The sequence below is a fragment of the Streptomyces sp. NBC_00647 genome, from assembly GCF_045207245.1.
Lineage (GTDB): Bacteria > Actinomycetota > Actinomycetes > Streptomycetales > Streptomycetaceae > Streptomyces.
This window is the reverse complement of sequence record NZ_CP109040.1, coordinates 6,248,012-6,263,421: the sequence shown is the minus strand read 5'-3', so window position 1 is coordinate 6,263,421 and position 15,410 is coordinate 6,248,012. Positions and strand designations below refer to the sequence as shown.

Below are 15,410 nucleotides of genomic sequence, written 5' to 3'. Positions count from 1 at the left end.
GGAGCACTTGTACGGTCGTACGAATGCTTCGCGCCCCGGGATACGGGGAAGTCTACGAAGCGGCCGACCGGCAGCAACGATACCGGCACACCGGGCGGCCCCCACGGGACGGGGGCGAGGCCGGAAGGTAGCGTCTGGGGAGGATCCACCCGGAACACCGTCCGGCGCGGGGGAACGCCCTGCGCACCCGGGACGTTGACCTGGGACGGGAACGAACGGCCGGGGCACGGGCCCCGGCACCACCTGCGGCACGGCCACGGAGACATCCGGAGCGCGTGTCCGGGGGTACGAAGCTCGGGGCGCGAGTCCGGAGTGCGAAGCTCGGGGCGTCAGTCCGGGGCGGACCGACCCGAGGCGTCAGCCGGGGAGGACCGGCTCGGGGCGCGCGTCGCGAGCGCGAAGCTGTGTGGACACGCCGCCCGCCAGAACCACCAAGGGGAAGACGCTCACCTGATGCCGGACCGCAGTCTCCGACTCCCTCCGCTCCTGCTGCGCGAGCGGCGCCCTTCGTCCACCCCGCCGAGGTCGGGCGGGGACGGCTCCACAGCCGGGCCCGGCTCCGCGGACGGGAACGGCGGCTCGGCAGGTGGGAGCGGCGGCGGCCCCTCGGGCGAGCGCGGACCCGACGCGCCCGACACTCCCCCGTCCGGACCGTCCGCTCCCCCGAACACCGACGACAATCCGTTCGCGCCGCCGCCGGAGGGGACACCCGACCGGCCGTGGCAGCCGCGCGGACACGGACAGGGGAACGGCCAGGACTCGGGCGAGGACGGCGAGGGCGGACAGTCCGGCCCCCGGTACACCCCCTGGGGCAGCCAGTGGAGCGACCGGCAGCCCGGCCCCTCCGACGGTGGCGGTTTCGGCGACCGGCCGGGTGCGCCGAAGGGTGAGGGCGGTCCCGAGGGGCCCGGGGGCGGACCCGGTGCGGGCATGCGCTGGGACCCCACGGACCCCGCTCAGCGCCGCGCCCGTTTCGCGCTGCTCTCCGGCATGTGGGCGTTCTTCTTCGCCCTCTTCAGCTGGCCGTACGTGGCGCTGCTGCTCGGCGCGCTCGCTCTGTACTGGGGCATCAGCGCGCTCCGCGCCAAGGCGCGCACGCCGGACCCGGACGCTCCGGCGCCCGATCCGAACGCCCGCCCCCAGAGAACCGCCGCGGTGAGCGGCATCGTCACCGCGTCGCTGGCCATCGTGATGGTCGCCGCGACCTTCACCGCCCAGCTCGTCTACAGCGACTACTACTCCTGCACGAACGACGCCCTCACGCACGCCGCGAAGCAGTCCTGCGACGACCTACTGCCGTCGGAGCTGCGCGACTGGCTGGGCACCGGCAAGTGACGCCGCGCCTCCTGCCGGGAACCACCACCCGGCAGGAGGCCTCCGCATCTCCGGACCGCCCTCAGCGCGAGTCCTCCGCTCCTCCGGACCACCCTCGGTCCGGGTGTGCCGGATCGTCCGGGCTCTCCGGGTCCCCTGAGCCCTCCGGGTTCTCCGAGTCCTCGAGGTTTTCCGCACCCTCCGGGTCGGCCGGGTCGGCCGGCAGGGCGGCCCCTTTCAGTGCCTCCCAGCGGTTCTCCCTCGACGCCTCCTCGTGCCAGGCGGCCGCCGCGGCCTCCCCCGGCAGAGGGTCGTACGGGTCGTAGGGGTCGTACGGTTCGAAGTCCTCTAGGACGGACTCCAGCACCGCGGGGTCGACCCGAGTCGCAGCCGCCGCCCGGGCAGGGGGCGCCGGCATCGACGGCGACGTCGGCCTGGGCAGCGGCGCCGGCGCCGGCGGCGCGGGAGTGTCCCCCGTCCGGCGCGGCATCCAGGCGGGCATCCGCAGCCGGCGCTTCCACCCGGATCCGCGCGCGCCCCGGCGGGCAACCGCGCGCTTCGGCACCCTGTGTCCCCGGCCCCGCCACTCCCCCACGCCCACCGCGACGGGAATGCCGACGATCGCCGTCCACAGCGCCGCGGCGGGCCCCACCTGCCACCACACGGGTCCGAAGTGGGTCAGGGCGGCGACCCCCAGCGGTCCTCCCGCCAGCCCGGCGAGCACGCCGAGGGCGATACCGCACCCTGCGGCGGCGAGTGAGACGACGGCCACCGTCCGCCCGGGCGACCACGGCTCCTCCCGGCCCGCCGGCCCCCGCACGGCCCCCGCCTTCACCGCGAACCACGCCACCGTCAGCCCGGCGGCCACCGGCACCAGCGCGCCCGCCCAGTTCGGCGGCGCCCCGGACCCCGCCCCCGGCACCGCCGCGAGCAGCGGGAACGCCGGGAGCAGATCGGTCGGCGCGCGCGTTCCCGCAGCGGCCGCGGACAACGGACCCACGACATGACCGGCGCTCAGGACGACACCCGGCCCGAGCCCGTACGCCGCTCCCCACACCGCCGCGTTCGGCACCAGGACCAGACACAGCAGCAGAACCGCGAACCGCCCCGACCACCCGCCGGTGAGCTGAACGAACGAGGCGCGGGCCGTGTCCCCGTGCCAGACCAGCGACGCCGCCACGAGCAGGGCCCCGCCTCCGACGAGGACCGCGACCCCGGCGGCGGCGGCGCGCGCCGCACCCCCGAGCACCCGGTCGTCGGCGGCGGCGAGCCGGCGTACGGCGGACACCGGGCGCACTCCGGCGAGCGGGAGGGCGTCCACGGCCCGCGTCCCCCAGAGCGGCACCGGTCCCCACGGACGCCCGTACGCCGTCCAGACCCCCGCTCCCGCGGCGATCGCGGCGAGGAGTGGCAGGCAGATCACGGCCCAGGCCCAGGAGGGACGCAACGCTCCGCCCGAGGCGTACAGCGCGGCGGCCCAGGCGACGGACAGATAGCCGGCCGTGACGCCGGCCCACGCGGTACGCGGCGACGCCCCCGAGGTGACATCGGCCGCCTCCCGCGCCGCCCGGTGCAGCAGCCACACCGGGAGCACGAGCAGCAGGAGCGGCGTCACCCCCACCGGCATCGGCAGACCGGACAGCGTGTCGGTACGGATCAACTCCACGCCGTGCGCGAGCAGCCAGAGCGCGGCGGCGACATGCAACGCCCCGTCCGGCCCGCTGTCCGGGTACGGCGAACTGATCCACAGCACCATGACGAGGACGGCGAACGAGCCGAGTCCGAGCCCCGCGGCGAGGGCGCCGCCAAGGAAGCCGGCCGCCAACCCTGGTGATCGGTCGCGCATCCGGGTGAGCAGGGGGGACAACGAGAGCCTGCGGTCGGTGATTTGGGTCACGGCCGCCATGCTCCCAACGACACGCTCTTTCTCGTCGTAACAGGCGAACCTTGGATGTGTCGCTCAATATGCAGTTATGTACTTTTTCGTACGAAGGGGCGACCTGTGGGACCCGACATGACACAGAGCCCCGCCACCCCGCTGCCGGCGCCCAAGGAGCGCCGCCGTCTGCGCGAGGACCGGTCCCTGACCCAGACCGAGATGGCCGCCCGGCTCGGTGTCAGCCGGGCGACGGTGCGCTCGTGGGAGACCGGCCGCACGACGCCGCGCGGCCGCAAGCGGGAAGCGTACGTCAGGCTGCTCACCGCCGATTCGGCCCACTCCCCCGCCGAGGTGAACGCCCGTCAGGAGGAGACCTCGCCCGAACTGGTGGGAGCGGGGGCGACGGCGACACCGGCGCACGAGGCCCGCTCCACAGACGGCGAGACCCGGTCCGCCGACAGCGAGACCCGGTCCGCCGACAGCGGGGAGCGGGCCGGAGACAGCGGGGAGCGGGCCGGCGGGGGCGACGAACGGGCCGGCGGAAGCGGGAAGCGTTCTGCCCAGGAAAGGAAGCGTCCCGAAGGGAGAGGCGGGTCCGCCACGGACAGGGAACGGGTCGCGGCGGCGAGGGAGCGGCTTGCCGAGAGCAGGGAGCGGCCTGCCGCGGACGAGGGCTCCACTCTCCCGGAGCCGTCACTGACGCCCGCTCAGGCCTTCGACGCGCTGTACGCGTTCTGCGCCCCCGCCCTCGTACGGCAGACCTATCTGCTGACCGGGCGGCGCGAGCTGGCCCGCGAGTCCGTGGAACGCGCGTTCCAACTCGCCTGGCACCGCTGGCCCGAGGTGGCCGTGGACCGGGACCCGGCCGGATGGGTGCGTGCGACGGCCTACGAGTACGCGCTCTCCCCCTGGCATCGGCTGCGTCCGCGCTACCGGCACCCGGAGGCGCCGCCCGCCGGCGCCGCCGACCGCGCGCTGCTCGACGTACTCCTCGATCTGCCGCCCGTGTACCGGCGCACCCTGCTGCTCTACGACGGTGTCGGGCTCGGGCTGCCGGAGACCGCGGCCGAGACGGAGGCGAGCACGCCCGCGGCGGCCAATCGGGTGCTGCACGCGCGCGAGGCCGTCGCCGCCCGGCTGCCGGAGCTGGCCGTGCCGGAGGAGCTGCACTGGCGGCTCGCCGAGCTCGCGAGCTCGGAGCGGCTGCGCGCGGCGAAGCCCCGCACGGTCCGCTGGTACAGCGAGCGCCGCGCCCAGCAGTGGACCCGGGCGGCCATCGCCTTCACGGTCGCGCTCGTCGGGGTGACCGCCCTGACGATGCGCACGGCCCCGGACCACTACGAGGCCCCCCTCGCCCCGCCGGAGACCATCCACGGCCTGCCGCCCCGGGCCGCCCCCGGACCGCTCTCCGCGGCGGAGCTGAAGCTCCGGGCCAAGCTGAAGGCCGAGACGGTGAGGGGCCCCGAGCGGATGGTCCCGGAGGTCCGCTGAGATCCGCACGCCTGAACGCCGGTGGGCCCGCACCCTCAAGGGGTGCGGGCCCACCGGCGTTCAGGCGAGTGGCAGCTCAGCCCGCGAGGATCTCGCGCGCGAGCTTCGCCGTCTCGGTCGGCGTCTTGCCCACCTTGACGCCCGCGGCCTCGAGGGCCTCCTTCTTCGCGGCGGCCGTGCCGGAGGAGCCGGAGACGATGGCGCCGGCGTGGCCCATGGTCTTGCCCTCGGGCGCGGTGAAGCCGGCGACGTAGCCGACGACCGGCTTCGTCACGTTCTTCGCGATGAAGTCCGCCGCACGCTCCTCGGCGTCGCCGCCGATCTCGCCGATCATGACGATCAGGTCGGTGTCGGGGTCGGCCTCGAACGCGGCGAGCGCGTCGATGTGCGTCGTACCGATGACCGGGTCGCCACCGATGCCGACGGCGGACGAGAAGCCGATGTCACGGAGCTCGTACATCATCTGGTACGTCAGCGTGCCGGACTTCGAGACCAGGCCGATGCGGCCCGGCTTCGTGATGTCGCCCGGGATGATGCCGGCGTTGGACTGGCCCGGGGTGATGAGACCGGGGCAGTTCGGGCCGATGATGCGGGTCTTGTTGCCCTTCGACTTCGCGTACGCCCAGAAGGCGGCGGAGTCGTGGACGGCGATGCCCTCGGTGATGACGACCGCGAGGGGGATCTCCGCGTCGATCGCCTCGACGACGGCCGCCTTGGCGAAGGCCGGCGGCACGAAGAGGACGGACACGTTGGCGCCGGTCTTCTCCATGGCCTCGGCGACCGTGCCGAAGACGGGGATCTCGTTGCCGTCGATGTCGACGGACGTGCCCGCCTTGCGCGGGTTCACGCCACCGACGATGTTCGTCCCGTCCGCGAGCATGAGCTTGGTGTGCTTCATACCCGTGGCACCGGTCATGCCCTGGACGATGACCTTGCTGTCCTTGTTGAGGAAGATAGCCATGGCTGTTTAGTCCCTCGTCCCTTACTTCGCAGCCGCGAGCTCGGCGGCCTTGTCGGCCGCGCCGTCCATGGTGTCCACGCGCTGGACCAGCGGGTGGTTGGCGTCCGACAGGATCTGGCGACCCAGCTCGGCGTTGTTGCCGTCGAGACGCACGACCAGCGGCTTGGTGACTTCCTCGCCCTTGTCGGCGAGGAGCTGGAGCGCCTGGACGATGCCGTTGGCGACCTCGTCACAGGCGGTGATGCCGCCGAAGACGTTGACGAAGACGGACTTGACGTCCGGGTCGCCGAGGATGATCTCCAGGCCGTTCGCCATGACCGCGGCGGAGGCGCCGCCGCCGATGTCGAGGAAGTTGGCGGGCTTGACGCCACCGTGGTTCTCACCGGCGTACGCGACGACGTCGAGGGTGCTCATGACGAGACCCGCGCCGTTGCCGATGATGCCGACCTCACCGTCGAGCTTGACGTAGTTGAGGTTCTTGGCCTTGGCGGCGGCCTCGAGCGGGTTGGCCGACTCCTTGTCCTCGAGCGCGGCGTGGTCCGGCTGACGGAACTCGGCGTTCTCGTCCAGCGACACCTTGCCGTCGAGGGCGATGACCTTGCCGGAGGCGACCTTGGCGAGCGGGTTCACCTCGACGAGGAGGGCGTCCTCCTTGATGAAGGTGTCCCACAGCGTCACCAGGATCTCGGCGACCTGCTCGGCCACCTCGGCCGGGAACTTCGCCTGGGCGACGATCTCGCGGGCCTTCTCGATCGACACGCCTTCGTTGGCGTCGACCGGCACCTTCGCGAGGGCGTCGGGGTTCTCCTCCGCGACGACCTCGATCTCCACGCCGCCCTGAACGGACGCCATGGCGAGGAAGGTGCGGTTCGTGCGGTCGAGGAGGTACGAGACGTAGTACTCCTCGACGATCTCGGGCGCGGTCTCGGCGATCATCACCTTGTGGACCGTGTGGCCCTTGATGTCCATGCCGAGGATGTCCGTCGCGCGGGCGACGGCCTCGTCCGGGGTGGCGGCGAGCTTGACGCCGCCGGCCTTGCCGCGGCCACCGACCTTCACCTGGGCCTTGACGACGGACTTGCCGCCAAGACGCTCGGTCGCCTCGCGGGCTGCCTCAGGCGTGTCAATGACTTCACCGGCCAGCACCGGTACACCGTGCTTGGCGAAGAGGTCCCTCGCCTGGTACTCGAACAGGTCCACGCGCGTCCGTCCCTATCAGTGATCTCGCGGTTCGTTGGATGCGTGGGCGTGCCGCGAAGGGCAACGTGACGTCCGCTGTCACAAGGGTGGCGCACACGATGTCCGAGCGCGCGGCATGTCCGTCTCGCAGGTTATCGCCGCTGGACGCGGGTCCCTAAATCGCAGGTCACACCTCAGCGGTGATACCTGTCACAGATCGTGCCCGGACGGGGCCTCACCAGGCCGGGGTTTGCCTGGTGAGGCCCCTCGAACGGCCCCGAAGGGCCCAGGGCGGGTGGTCCCCACCCCAATGGGGACCACCCGGCCCTCCCGCAGGGGTCCGGCCGGACGGATCCGACGGCTTTCGGCCGTTCGGGCCATGACCCTGCGGAAGTCGATCATCTGCGGCACCCCGTTCCCCCGCCGGGCGTGTCGCACGACGGCGCGTGACACGCCCGTCCCCGCGTGACATCCGATGTCCTGCGCGCCGCGCACGCCGTACGTCGATGACAGACGGTGCATTCGGTACGAGGTGTACGGGCCGTACGCGCCGAACGAACCGGGCGGTGCACGTGCTGTGCGGAGCGGGGGCGTGCTCGGTGTGCTCGGCGCCCGGGTGCGCCCGACGCTCTCCACCGGAGCCGTGCCCCGACAGCGCGCCGGGCCGGCCGGAAAAGGGAGACCTCGCCGGGCCGGGCAGCGGGGAGCCCGCCCTAGCCGGGGAAAACGGGAATGGCCCGGTGCCGGTCCCGGGTCCCGGCCGGGGTCACCTCCGCCGAAGCGCCGGGCGCGAGCCGGAGCGGCACCGGGTGGTTCGGAGCGACGGCCTGCGCGTCGCCGTGCCTCGGCGCGGCGCTGTCGACGGCGGACTGCCCGCCCAGCACGCCGCTCGGATCACCGGGAGGCGCCTGCCGGGCCGGGGCCCGCCCCACCTGTCCGACGTCCTGGACGCGGCGCTCCACAACAACCGCGCCGCCCGCCCCGAAGCTGCCCGGTCGGTACGCGGGGACGGTGTAGGCGGGAGTGTCCGACCGCCGCCCCGTCCTGCCCCCGCCCTTCGTGGCGCTCGGCCGCTCGGCGACGCCCCTCACCGACTGCCGCGCACCCGGGACGGACGAGGGCCGCGCACCCGTGCCGGGAAGCACGCACGGAATCGCGCGGTCGGGTCGGCCCGACGGAAGGAGAAGCCCCGGCGGAGCGGGCAGCCCCGGCACGGACGGCATCGCGCCCTGCGACCTCGACAACCCCCTGCTCACCGCCTCGACCAGGTCCCCGACCGGCCGTACGGCAGCGCCGGTAACCGGCCGAACAAGTCCGCCGGCCGGCCGCGCGACGTCCCCCAGGACGCGGCCCACGCCATCGGTGACCCCGTCGCCGACACGCGGGACCCGAGCGGAGAGCCTGCCGAGAGGGCCGGGCTCGGCGTGAGCGCGGGGGACGGCGTGCGTGACCGGTGCGACGGGAGCAACAAGTGCGGTGGGCTCATTCTGGGCGGCCGGGGCGCCCCGCTGAACCTGCGTGGCCTGCGTAGCCCGACCGGCGTGTGCGACCCGGTCAGATCCGCTGGGGGGCTCGGCCCGTACGGCCGGCTCCGCGCGTGGGGCGGGCTCGGGGTCCGATTCGAGGTGGCCCACGACGGAAGCGGTGGCGCTCTCGGCGTGCCTGGTGGGCGAAGCCGGCTTCAGCAGCCGGTCCACCGAAGTCCGGGCCGCCGAAGTCCGGGCCGCTTCGAGGACCCGGACGGAAGACGGGTGCGTCGCCCCGTCGGCCGCCTGCGCCGGCCCTCCGCACACGAACCCGAGTGCGCAGAACCCGCCCACCAGCAGGACCACCCGCAGCGCACGCCGCCCGGCCGTGCCGCGCGCCAAGCGCGGAACAGAACCCGACGACGCGGATTGCTGGGTCAAGACGGGGAGGGTCCTCCCGTACGAAGGGACGCGAGGGCACACAAGGGAACGGAAGGAACGCGAACGCCTCGGAAATGCCCGGGTCGGCACGGGCCGCCAAGGAATCGCAAGGCAGGGCCCGTTGGCCGCGTCGATCCTCGCACGGGACCGACGAGGGTGCGCAAGTCCCCTGTTACCGATGGATATCCATGTCCCGGTTCCTGCCCCTTCTCAGCTGTTGTCCGGTATCGGAAGCGGCCGCTTCTCGATCGCCGCCGCCATGACCTCGGGAAACAGATCCGGCGTACAGGCGAACGCCGGTGCGTCGAGCGCCGCGAGCGCCGCCGCGTGCTCGCGGTCGTACGCGGGCGCCCCCTCGTCGGACAGCGCGAGCAGCGTCACGAACTGCACCCCCGACGCCTTCATCGCCGCGACCCGCTTCAGCATCTCGTCGCGGATCCCGCCTTCGTAGAGGTCGCTGATGAGGACGACGACCGTGTCGGCGGGCTTGGTGATCTGCGACTGGCAGTACGCGAGTGCCCTGTTGATGTCCGTGCCGCCGCCGAGCTGGGTGCCGAAGAGGACGTCGACCGGGTCGTCGAGCTGGTCGGTGAGGTCGACGACGGCCGTGTCGAAGACCACGAGCCGGGTGGCGATGGACCGCATGGACGCGAGCACGGCACCGAACACGGAGGCGTAGACGACCGACGCGGCCATCGACCCCGACTGGTCGATGCAGAGGATGACCTCCTTCTTCACGGACTGCGAGGCACGCCCGTAACCGATCAGCCGCTCGGGCACGATCGTGCGGTACTCGGGCAGGTAGTGCTTCAGGTTGGCCGCGATCGTGCGGTTCCAGTCGATGTCGTGGTGGCGGGGTCTGCTGATCCGGGCACTGCGGTCGAGGGCGCCGGTGAGCGTGGCCCGGGTGCGGGTGGCGAGCCGCTTCTCCAAGTCCTGGACGACCTTGCGCACGACGGCCCGCGCGGTCTCCTTCGTCGTCTCCGGCATGGCTTTGTTGAGGGAGAGGAGGGTGCCCACCAGGTGCACGTCGGCCTCCACCGCCTCCAGCATCTCGGGTTCCAGGAGCAGGGCGGAGAGCCCGAGCCGGTCGATGGCGTCGCGCTGCATCACCTGCACCACGGACGAGGGGAAGTAGGTCCGGATGTCGCCGAGCCAGCGCGCGACCGACGGCGCCGAAGCGCCGAGCCCCGCCGAACGGTCCCGCCCCGACTGTCCCTTGCTCCCTTTCCCGTACAACGCGCCCAGCGCCCCGTCCATGGCGGCGTCCTGCCCGGTGAGCACGCACCCGGTGCCGTCCGCCTCGTCGCCGCCGAGCACCAGCCGCCATCGCCGCAGCCGCTCGCCGTCGGCGCCCACCGCTGCCTCGGTCATGGAGCCACCCTCACAAGGTCGTTGTCGTGATGAGTCCGGTCGGCACCGTCGCCGCCGTCACCTCCGCTGTCACCTCTGCCGTCTCCGCCGTCGGCCCGGCCGTCCACGCCGTCGGCGGCCTCGCCCGGCTCGCCGAGCCCCAGCAGCAGGCTCAGCATCGGCAGCACGGCCTCCGCGCGCTCGGTGTCGAGGTCGGCGGCGAACCCGGGTATTCCGGAGCCGGTGGCCTCGGCGCTCGTCCGTACTCCCGGGCCGCGCCGCACCAGTTCGCCCAGCGTCCTGCGCACCCCCGTCTCGTAGGCCGAGAAGGTCCGGCGCAGCAGCGGCAGCACATCGGTGAACGCCTCCGTCGGCACCCCGGTCAGCCACGCGTCCACCAGCCCGAGCAGCCGCTCGTCGTGCACGAGCAGCATGCCGCCCCCGGAGCCGCCCCCGACGAATCCCTCGATCCACGCGGCCGCGTCGGCGGGCTCCGTCCCCGGCGACAGCACGAGGCCCATGAGCCGCGCCGCCTCCTCCTGCGCCAACTCCCCTTCGTCGAGGAGAAGTCGAACCGCCCGCCCTCTGACCACCCCCGGGACGGTGTCCCGCGCGGCGAGCACCCGCAGCACGGAGTGCCAGCGCCCGCGGATGCCACCGGCCGAAGCGGTACCACCGGCCGAAGCGGTACCACCGGCAGGAGCGGTGCCACCGTCCGGAGCGGGCTCGGCCAGCAGCCCCACCGCTCCGTGCACGGCGTCGATGTGGCGGCGCATCTCCTCGGCGGCGTCGCCGTCCAGGGCGGCGCAGGCCGGGGGGAGGCCGACGAAGACACGCTCGGCCAGCCCGGCCGCGACATCCGCGAGGGCGTGGGTGTCCGTGCCGCGCACGTCGCCGTAGCGCAGGGAGCGGACGAGCGCGGGCAGGGCCTGCGCGAGGTGGCCCACGTCCGCGTCGAGGGCGGCCCGGTCGGCGAGCACCCGCATCACCACGGGGAGCGCGTCCGGGAGTTCGGCGAGGAGGCAGCGCTCGGCGAGCGCCGTGACGTCGGCCAGCGAAGGCGCGCCGACGGCGTCCGCCTCGGCCTTGGCCGTCGCGGCGGCCAAAACCGTCGTGCCCCACACGCCGGCCTCGGCGACCCGCACCGACAACTCCGGCTCCCAGCGCAGCCGCCAGGTCTCTCTGAAGGTGCCCGTGCTGCCGCGGGACGTCGTGGGCTCGCCCCAGGCGACACCCAGGAGCCGCAGCCGGTGCAGCAAAGTGCTGCGCCCCGCGTCGGTCTCCTTGCGCAGGTCGAGCTCCACCTCCCTTTCCAGTGCCTCGGGTTTGAGCCGCAGCCGCCGCTGCGACCGCGCGAGATCCCGCTGCAACGGCACCGCCGGGGCGGACTCCGGCACCTCGCCCAGCACATCCCCGACCACGAGCCGGTCGCGGACCAGCGCCAGGGGGACGTCCGAGCCCTCGCACATCACGGCCCGGACGGCGTCCGTGGTCTCGGTCAGCCCGGGCAGCGGGCGGCCTCGCATCGCGGCGAGTGTGTCGGCCAACCGCACGGCCTCGATGACGTGGGCGGACGACACCCCCCGGTCCTCGTCGCGCAGCAGCCGGGCCACCTTGGTCATCCACCGTACGACCGGGCGGTCGGGGGCGCTGAACAGATGTCCGTACCAGCCCGGCGAGTCGATACCCGCCCCGTACCCGCTGACCCGGGAGAGCCGACGGTGTGTCCAGGGCACCCACGTCAGGTCGACCTTGGCCTTCGGCAGGCCCTTGAGCAGGGCCCGGTCGGCGCCGACCGTGGTCCTCCGCCGCAGCGCGGGCACGTGCCAGGCACCGCACACCACGGCCACGTCGTCCCCGAACTCCCGCTGCGCCGCCCGGATCTGGAGCCGCATGTACGCCTCCCGCACCAGGTCCCGGTCGTGGCCCCCGACCCCGTACGCCTCCCGCAGCGCCTGCATGGCCTCCTCCAGCACGGTGAACGGCACGAACGGATCGCCCGCGGTCCCGGCCCGGTGTTCGACGACGTCCTCCCACCAGCGCTCCGGGTCGTCGTAACCCGCTGTCTCGGCGAGCACCGCGAGGGGGTCGATCCGCACGGACGCGTCGAGGGGCCGGTCCGTGGCGCCGCCCTCGTCCGGCCGGCCGGGATCCGCCGCCGGGCCGAGCACGTCGGGGTTCCCGGCCGCCACGGGGTCGGCGGGGTGGGCGGGAGGCGCGCTCCCCGGCTCGTCCCGGTCCGGGTCCGCCCCGTCCCTCCCCCAGGCCAGGGTGTGGGCCGCCGGGAGGTCGATGAAACGGGCCGGCACTCCGTGCTCCAGAGCCCACCTGATCGCGACCCACTCCGGCGAGAACTCGGCGAGCGGCCAGAAGGCCGAGTTGCCGGGCTCGTCCACGACATGGGCGAGGAGCGCCACCGGGGGCCGCATGTCCTTCTCGGCGGCCAGTGGGACGAGTGCGTCCGCCTCGGGCGGCCCCTCGATCAGGACGACCCGCGGAGCCGCCGCCTCCAGCGCGGCCATCACGGCCCGCGCCGACCCCGGCCCGTGATGGCGCACACCGAGCAGCAGCGGCCCGGCACCCCGGGCGGTCACCCCGCCCTGCGGCGCGGGCGGCTCGGTGTCCCGTACTCCGCTCATGCGCTCACCTCGCGGCAGGCCCGGTAGAAGTCCTTCCATCCGTCCCGCTCGCGGACGACCGCTTCCAGGTACTCCTGCCAGATGACGCGGTCGGCCGCCGGGTCGCGGACGACGGCACCGAGGATGCCCGCGGCGACATCGCTCGCCCGCAGGACGCCGTCGCCGAAATGGGCTGCCAGAGCCAGGCCGTTGGTGACGACGGAGATCGCCTCGGCCGTGGACAGCGTGCCGCTGGGCGACTTCAGTTTCGTCCGTCCGTCGGCCGTGATCCCGTCGCGCAGCTCCCGGAAGACGGTGACGACGCGGCGGATCTCGTCGATGCCCTCGGGCACGGCGGGCAGGTCGAGGGAGCGGCCGATCTGGTCGACCCGGCGCGAGACGATGTCGACCTCGGCGTCGGCGCTCTCCGGCAGCGGCAGGACGACCGTGTTGAAGCGGCGGCGCAGCGCGCTCGACAGTTCGTTGACCCCGCGGTCGCGGTCGTTGGCCGTGGCGATCACGTTGAAGCCGCGGACGGCCTGCACTTCCTGGCCCAACTCCGGGATCGGCAAGGTCTTTTCGGAGAGGATCGTGATCAGGCTGTCCTGTACGTCCGCGGGCACGCGGGTCAGTTCCTCGACGCGGGCCGTCATGCCCTCGGCCATGGCCCGCATGACGGGACTCGGCACGAGCGCGTCCCGGCTGGGCCCGTGCGCGAGCAACTGCGCGTAGTTCCAGCCGTACCGGATGGCCTCCTCCGGCGTACCGGCCGTGCCCTGCACGAGCAGCGTCGAGTCACCGCTGACCGCGGCGGCCAGATGCTCGGACACCCAGGTCTTCGCGGTGCCGGGCACGCCGAGCAGGAGCAGCGCCCGGTCGGTGGCGAGGGTGGTGACGGCGACCTCGACGATGCGGCGCGGCCCCACGTACTTGGGGGTGATGACGGTGCCGTCCGGCAGTGTGCCGCCCAGCAGATAGGTGGCCACGGCCCAGGGTGACAGGAGCCAGCGTGCGGGGCGGGGCCGGTCGTCCTGCGCGGCGAGCGCGGCGAGTTCGGCGGCGAAGGCGTGCTCGGCGTGCGGCCGCAGCGCCTCGCTCTGCCGGCTCGCCTCCCTGTCTCCCGCGGGTGTGTGAACGGACGTCGGTTCAACGGACACGGACATGGCTCGGTCCCCCTCCAGCTCGGCCGGCTCGGATCTGGTTCCACCGTGCACCACGCCACTGACAATCCACTCCGACCTGCGCAAACGCGGCCGTGAGGATCGATTGTCAGTGGGGGGACCTACCTTCGATGGCATGACACAGCAGGCGGTGCGCTGGACGGCGGATCAGGTGCTGGCACTGGCGCCTGACGCCGCGTCACGCAAGGCGGGGAGCAAGCTCGGCGCGGCCGGTCCGTGGTCGGAGGCGGGCAATTCCGAGGAGGGGACGGTATGGGGTCTGTGCAGGGGAAGCGGCAGCAAGCCGTATCAGACGGCCATCGACATCGCGGACTCGACGGGTCCCGCCTACACGTGCAGTTGTCCGAGCCGGAAGTTCCCCTGCAAGCACGCGCTGGGGCTGCTGCTGCTCTGGGCGGGCGCGGACGGCGCGGTGCCGTCCGGGCAGGAGCCGGACTGGGCCGCGCAGTGGATCGAGGGAAGACGCAAGCGCGCGGAGGACAAGAAGACGGCGGGCGGGGGATCTGGAGCGTCCTCGCCGGGTGATCCCGAGGCGGCGCGGCGCAGGGCGGAGCGCCGGGCCGAGCGGATCACCGCGGGGGCGGCCGAGTTGGAGCAGCGGCTGGCGGACCTGCTGCGCGGCGGTCTGGCCTCCGCAGAGCGGGAGGGGTACGGGCTGTGGGAGGAGACCGCGGCCCGGATGGTCGACGCGCAGGCACCCGGTCTGGCGGCGCGCGTGCGGGAGTTGGGCGCGATCCCGTCGTCGGGACCGGGCTGGCCGGTGCGTCTGCTGGAGGAGTGCGCGCTGCTCCACCTCCTCGACCAGGGCTGGCTGCGGCGCGAGCGGCTGCCGGACGACCTTGCCGCGACGGTCCGTTCCCGCGTCGGGCTGTCCGGCTCGGCGGACGGCCCGCCGGTGCGCGACCGCTGGCTGGTCCTCTCGCAGTACGACACCGCGGACGCACGGCTCACGACCCGCAGGATCTGGCTGTATGGCGCGGAGTCCGGCCGCACGGCGCTGCTCCTCTCCTACGGCGCGGCCGGCCGGGCTCCTGAGCAGGCGCTTCCAGTGGGACTGGCCTTCGAGGCGGAGGTGTCCGCGTACCCCGGCGCCGGGCAGTTGCGGGCGGCGCTGGGCGAGCGGTTCACTCCTCCGGCGCCCACGGCGATACGGCCGGCGGGCCTGACCACGTCCGAGGCGGCCGCCTGTTACGGGGAGGCCCTGCGCGCCGACCCCTGGCTGGACTCCTACCCGGTCACCCTGGGCCGGGTCGTCCCGATCCCGGACGGCGATTCATGGCAACTCGCTGATGCGGACGGAGAGTTGGCTCTCCCGCTCACCCTTTCTTCACGGTCCCGTCCCGATCTGTGGCGACTGGTCGCACTGTCCGGCGGTGCCCCGGTCACGGTCTTCGGCGAGTGCGGCCACCGCGGCTTCACTCCGCTGACGGCATGGCCGCAGGGCGAGGGCGAGGCGGTCCCGTTGTGCTGACCGCCGTCACCACGTCCGGCACCCCGGCCCCCGCCGTCGGCCGGCCGCCGCTGATG

Annotated in this window: 10 protein-coding genes; 3 read left to right on the top strand and 7 right to left on the bottom strand. The window is 73.6% G+C overall.

What is annotated here, in order from left to right; translation table 11 throughout:
- Positions 1–453 precede the first annotated feature (453 nt).
- A complete protein-coding gene (locus OG788_RS27610) occupies positions 454–1,335 on the top strand; it encodes a hypothetical protein (protein ID WP_406374127.1) in 882 nt (293 codons plus the stop codon).
- Between the two features lie 61 nt (positions 1,336–1,396).
- On the opposite strand, the gene OG788_RS27605 is transcribed toward OG788_RS27610, so the two are convergent.
- Entirely contained in the window at positions 1,397–3,220 is a 1,824-nt protein-coding gene (locus OG788_RS27605) for a DUF6350 family protein (RefSeq protein ID WP_406374125.1), read from the bottom strand.
- A 108-nt stretch (positions 3,221–3,328) separates the two neighbouring features.
- Between OG788_RS27605 and OG788_RS27600 the strand changes: the two genes are divergently transcribed.
- On the top strand, positions 3,329–4,684 hold the full coding sequence (locus OG788_RS27600; protein ID WP_406374123.1) for a helix-turn-helix domain-containing protein: 1,356 nt from the start codon (positions 3,329–3,331) through the stop codon (positions 4,682–4,684).
- Between the two features lie 76 nt (positions 4,685–4,760).
- Here OG788_RS27600 and sucD read toward each other — a convergent pair whose 3' ends face one another.
- The 6 genes from sucD to OG788_RS27570 all read right to left on the bottom strand — a co-directional run bounded on the left by sucD (position 4,761) and on the right by OG788_RS27570 (position 13,865).
- The gene (gene sucD, locus OG788_RS27595) at positions 4,761–5,645 is read right to left on the bottom strand and encodes a succinate--CoA ligase subunit alpha (RefSeq protein WP_261705930.1); all 885 of its coding nucleotides are present in this window, start codon (positions 5,643–5,645) and stop codon (positions 4,761–4,763) included.
- Positions 5,646–5,666: 21 nt separating this feature from the next.
- Positions 5,667–6,845 (bottom strand): ADP-forming succinate--CoA ligase subunit beta, encoded by a 1,179-nt coding sequence (gene sucC / locus OG788_RS27590; protein WP_328449091.1) that lies wholly within the window; start codon positions 6,843–6,845, stop codon positions 5,667–5,669.
- A gap of 692 nt (positions 6,846–7,537) precedes the next feature.
- Complete coding sequence (locus OG788_RS27585; protein WP_406374121.1) at positions 7,538–7,969, bottom strand: hypothetical protein; 432 nt, start codon at positions 7,967–7,969, stop codon at positions 7,538–7,540.
- Positions 7,970–8,941: 972 nt separating this feature from the next.
- Positions 8,942–10,105: a VWA domain-containing protein gene (locus tag OG788_RS27580; RefSeq protein WP_406374119.1), complete on the bottom strand. Its 1,164-nt coding sequence runs from the start codon at positions 10,103–10,105 to the stop codon at positions 8,942–8,944.
- Entirely contained in the window at positions 10,102–12,723 is a 2,622-nt protein-coding gene (locus tag OG788_RS27575) for a DUF5682 family protein (RefSeq protein ID WP_406374117.1), read from the bottom strand. Before OG788_RS27575 ends, OG788_RS27580 begins: the two co-directional genes overlap by 4 nt.
- Complete coding sequence (locus tag OG788_RS27570) at positions 12,720–13,865, bottom strand: AAA family ATPase (RefSeq protein WP_406374116.1); 1,146 nt, start codon at positions 13,863–13,865, stop codon at positions 12,720–12,722. Before OG788_RS27570 ends, OG788_RS27575 begins: the two co-directional genes overlap by 4 nt.
- A 133-nt stretch (positions 13,866–13,998) precedes the next feature.
- On the opposite strand from OG788_RS27570, the gene OG788_RS27565 reads away from it, so the two are divergent.
- The gene (locus OG788_RS27565; protein ID WP_406374114.1) at positions 13,999–15,354 is read left to right on the top strand and encodes an SWIM zinc finger family protein; all 1,356 of its coding nucleotides are present in this window, start codon (positions 13,999–14,001) and stop codon (positions 15,352–15,354) included.
- The last annotated feature ends 56 nt before the right edge of the window (positions 15,355–15,410 follow it).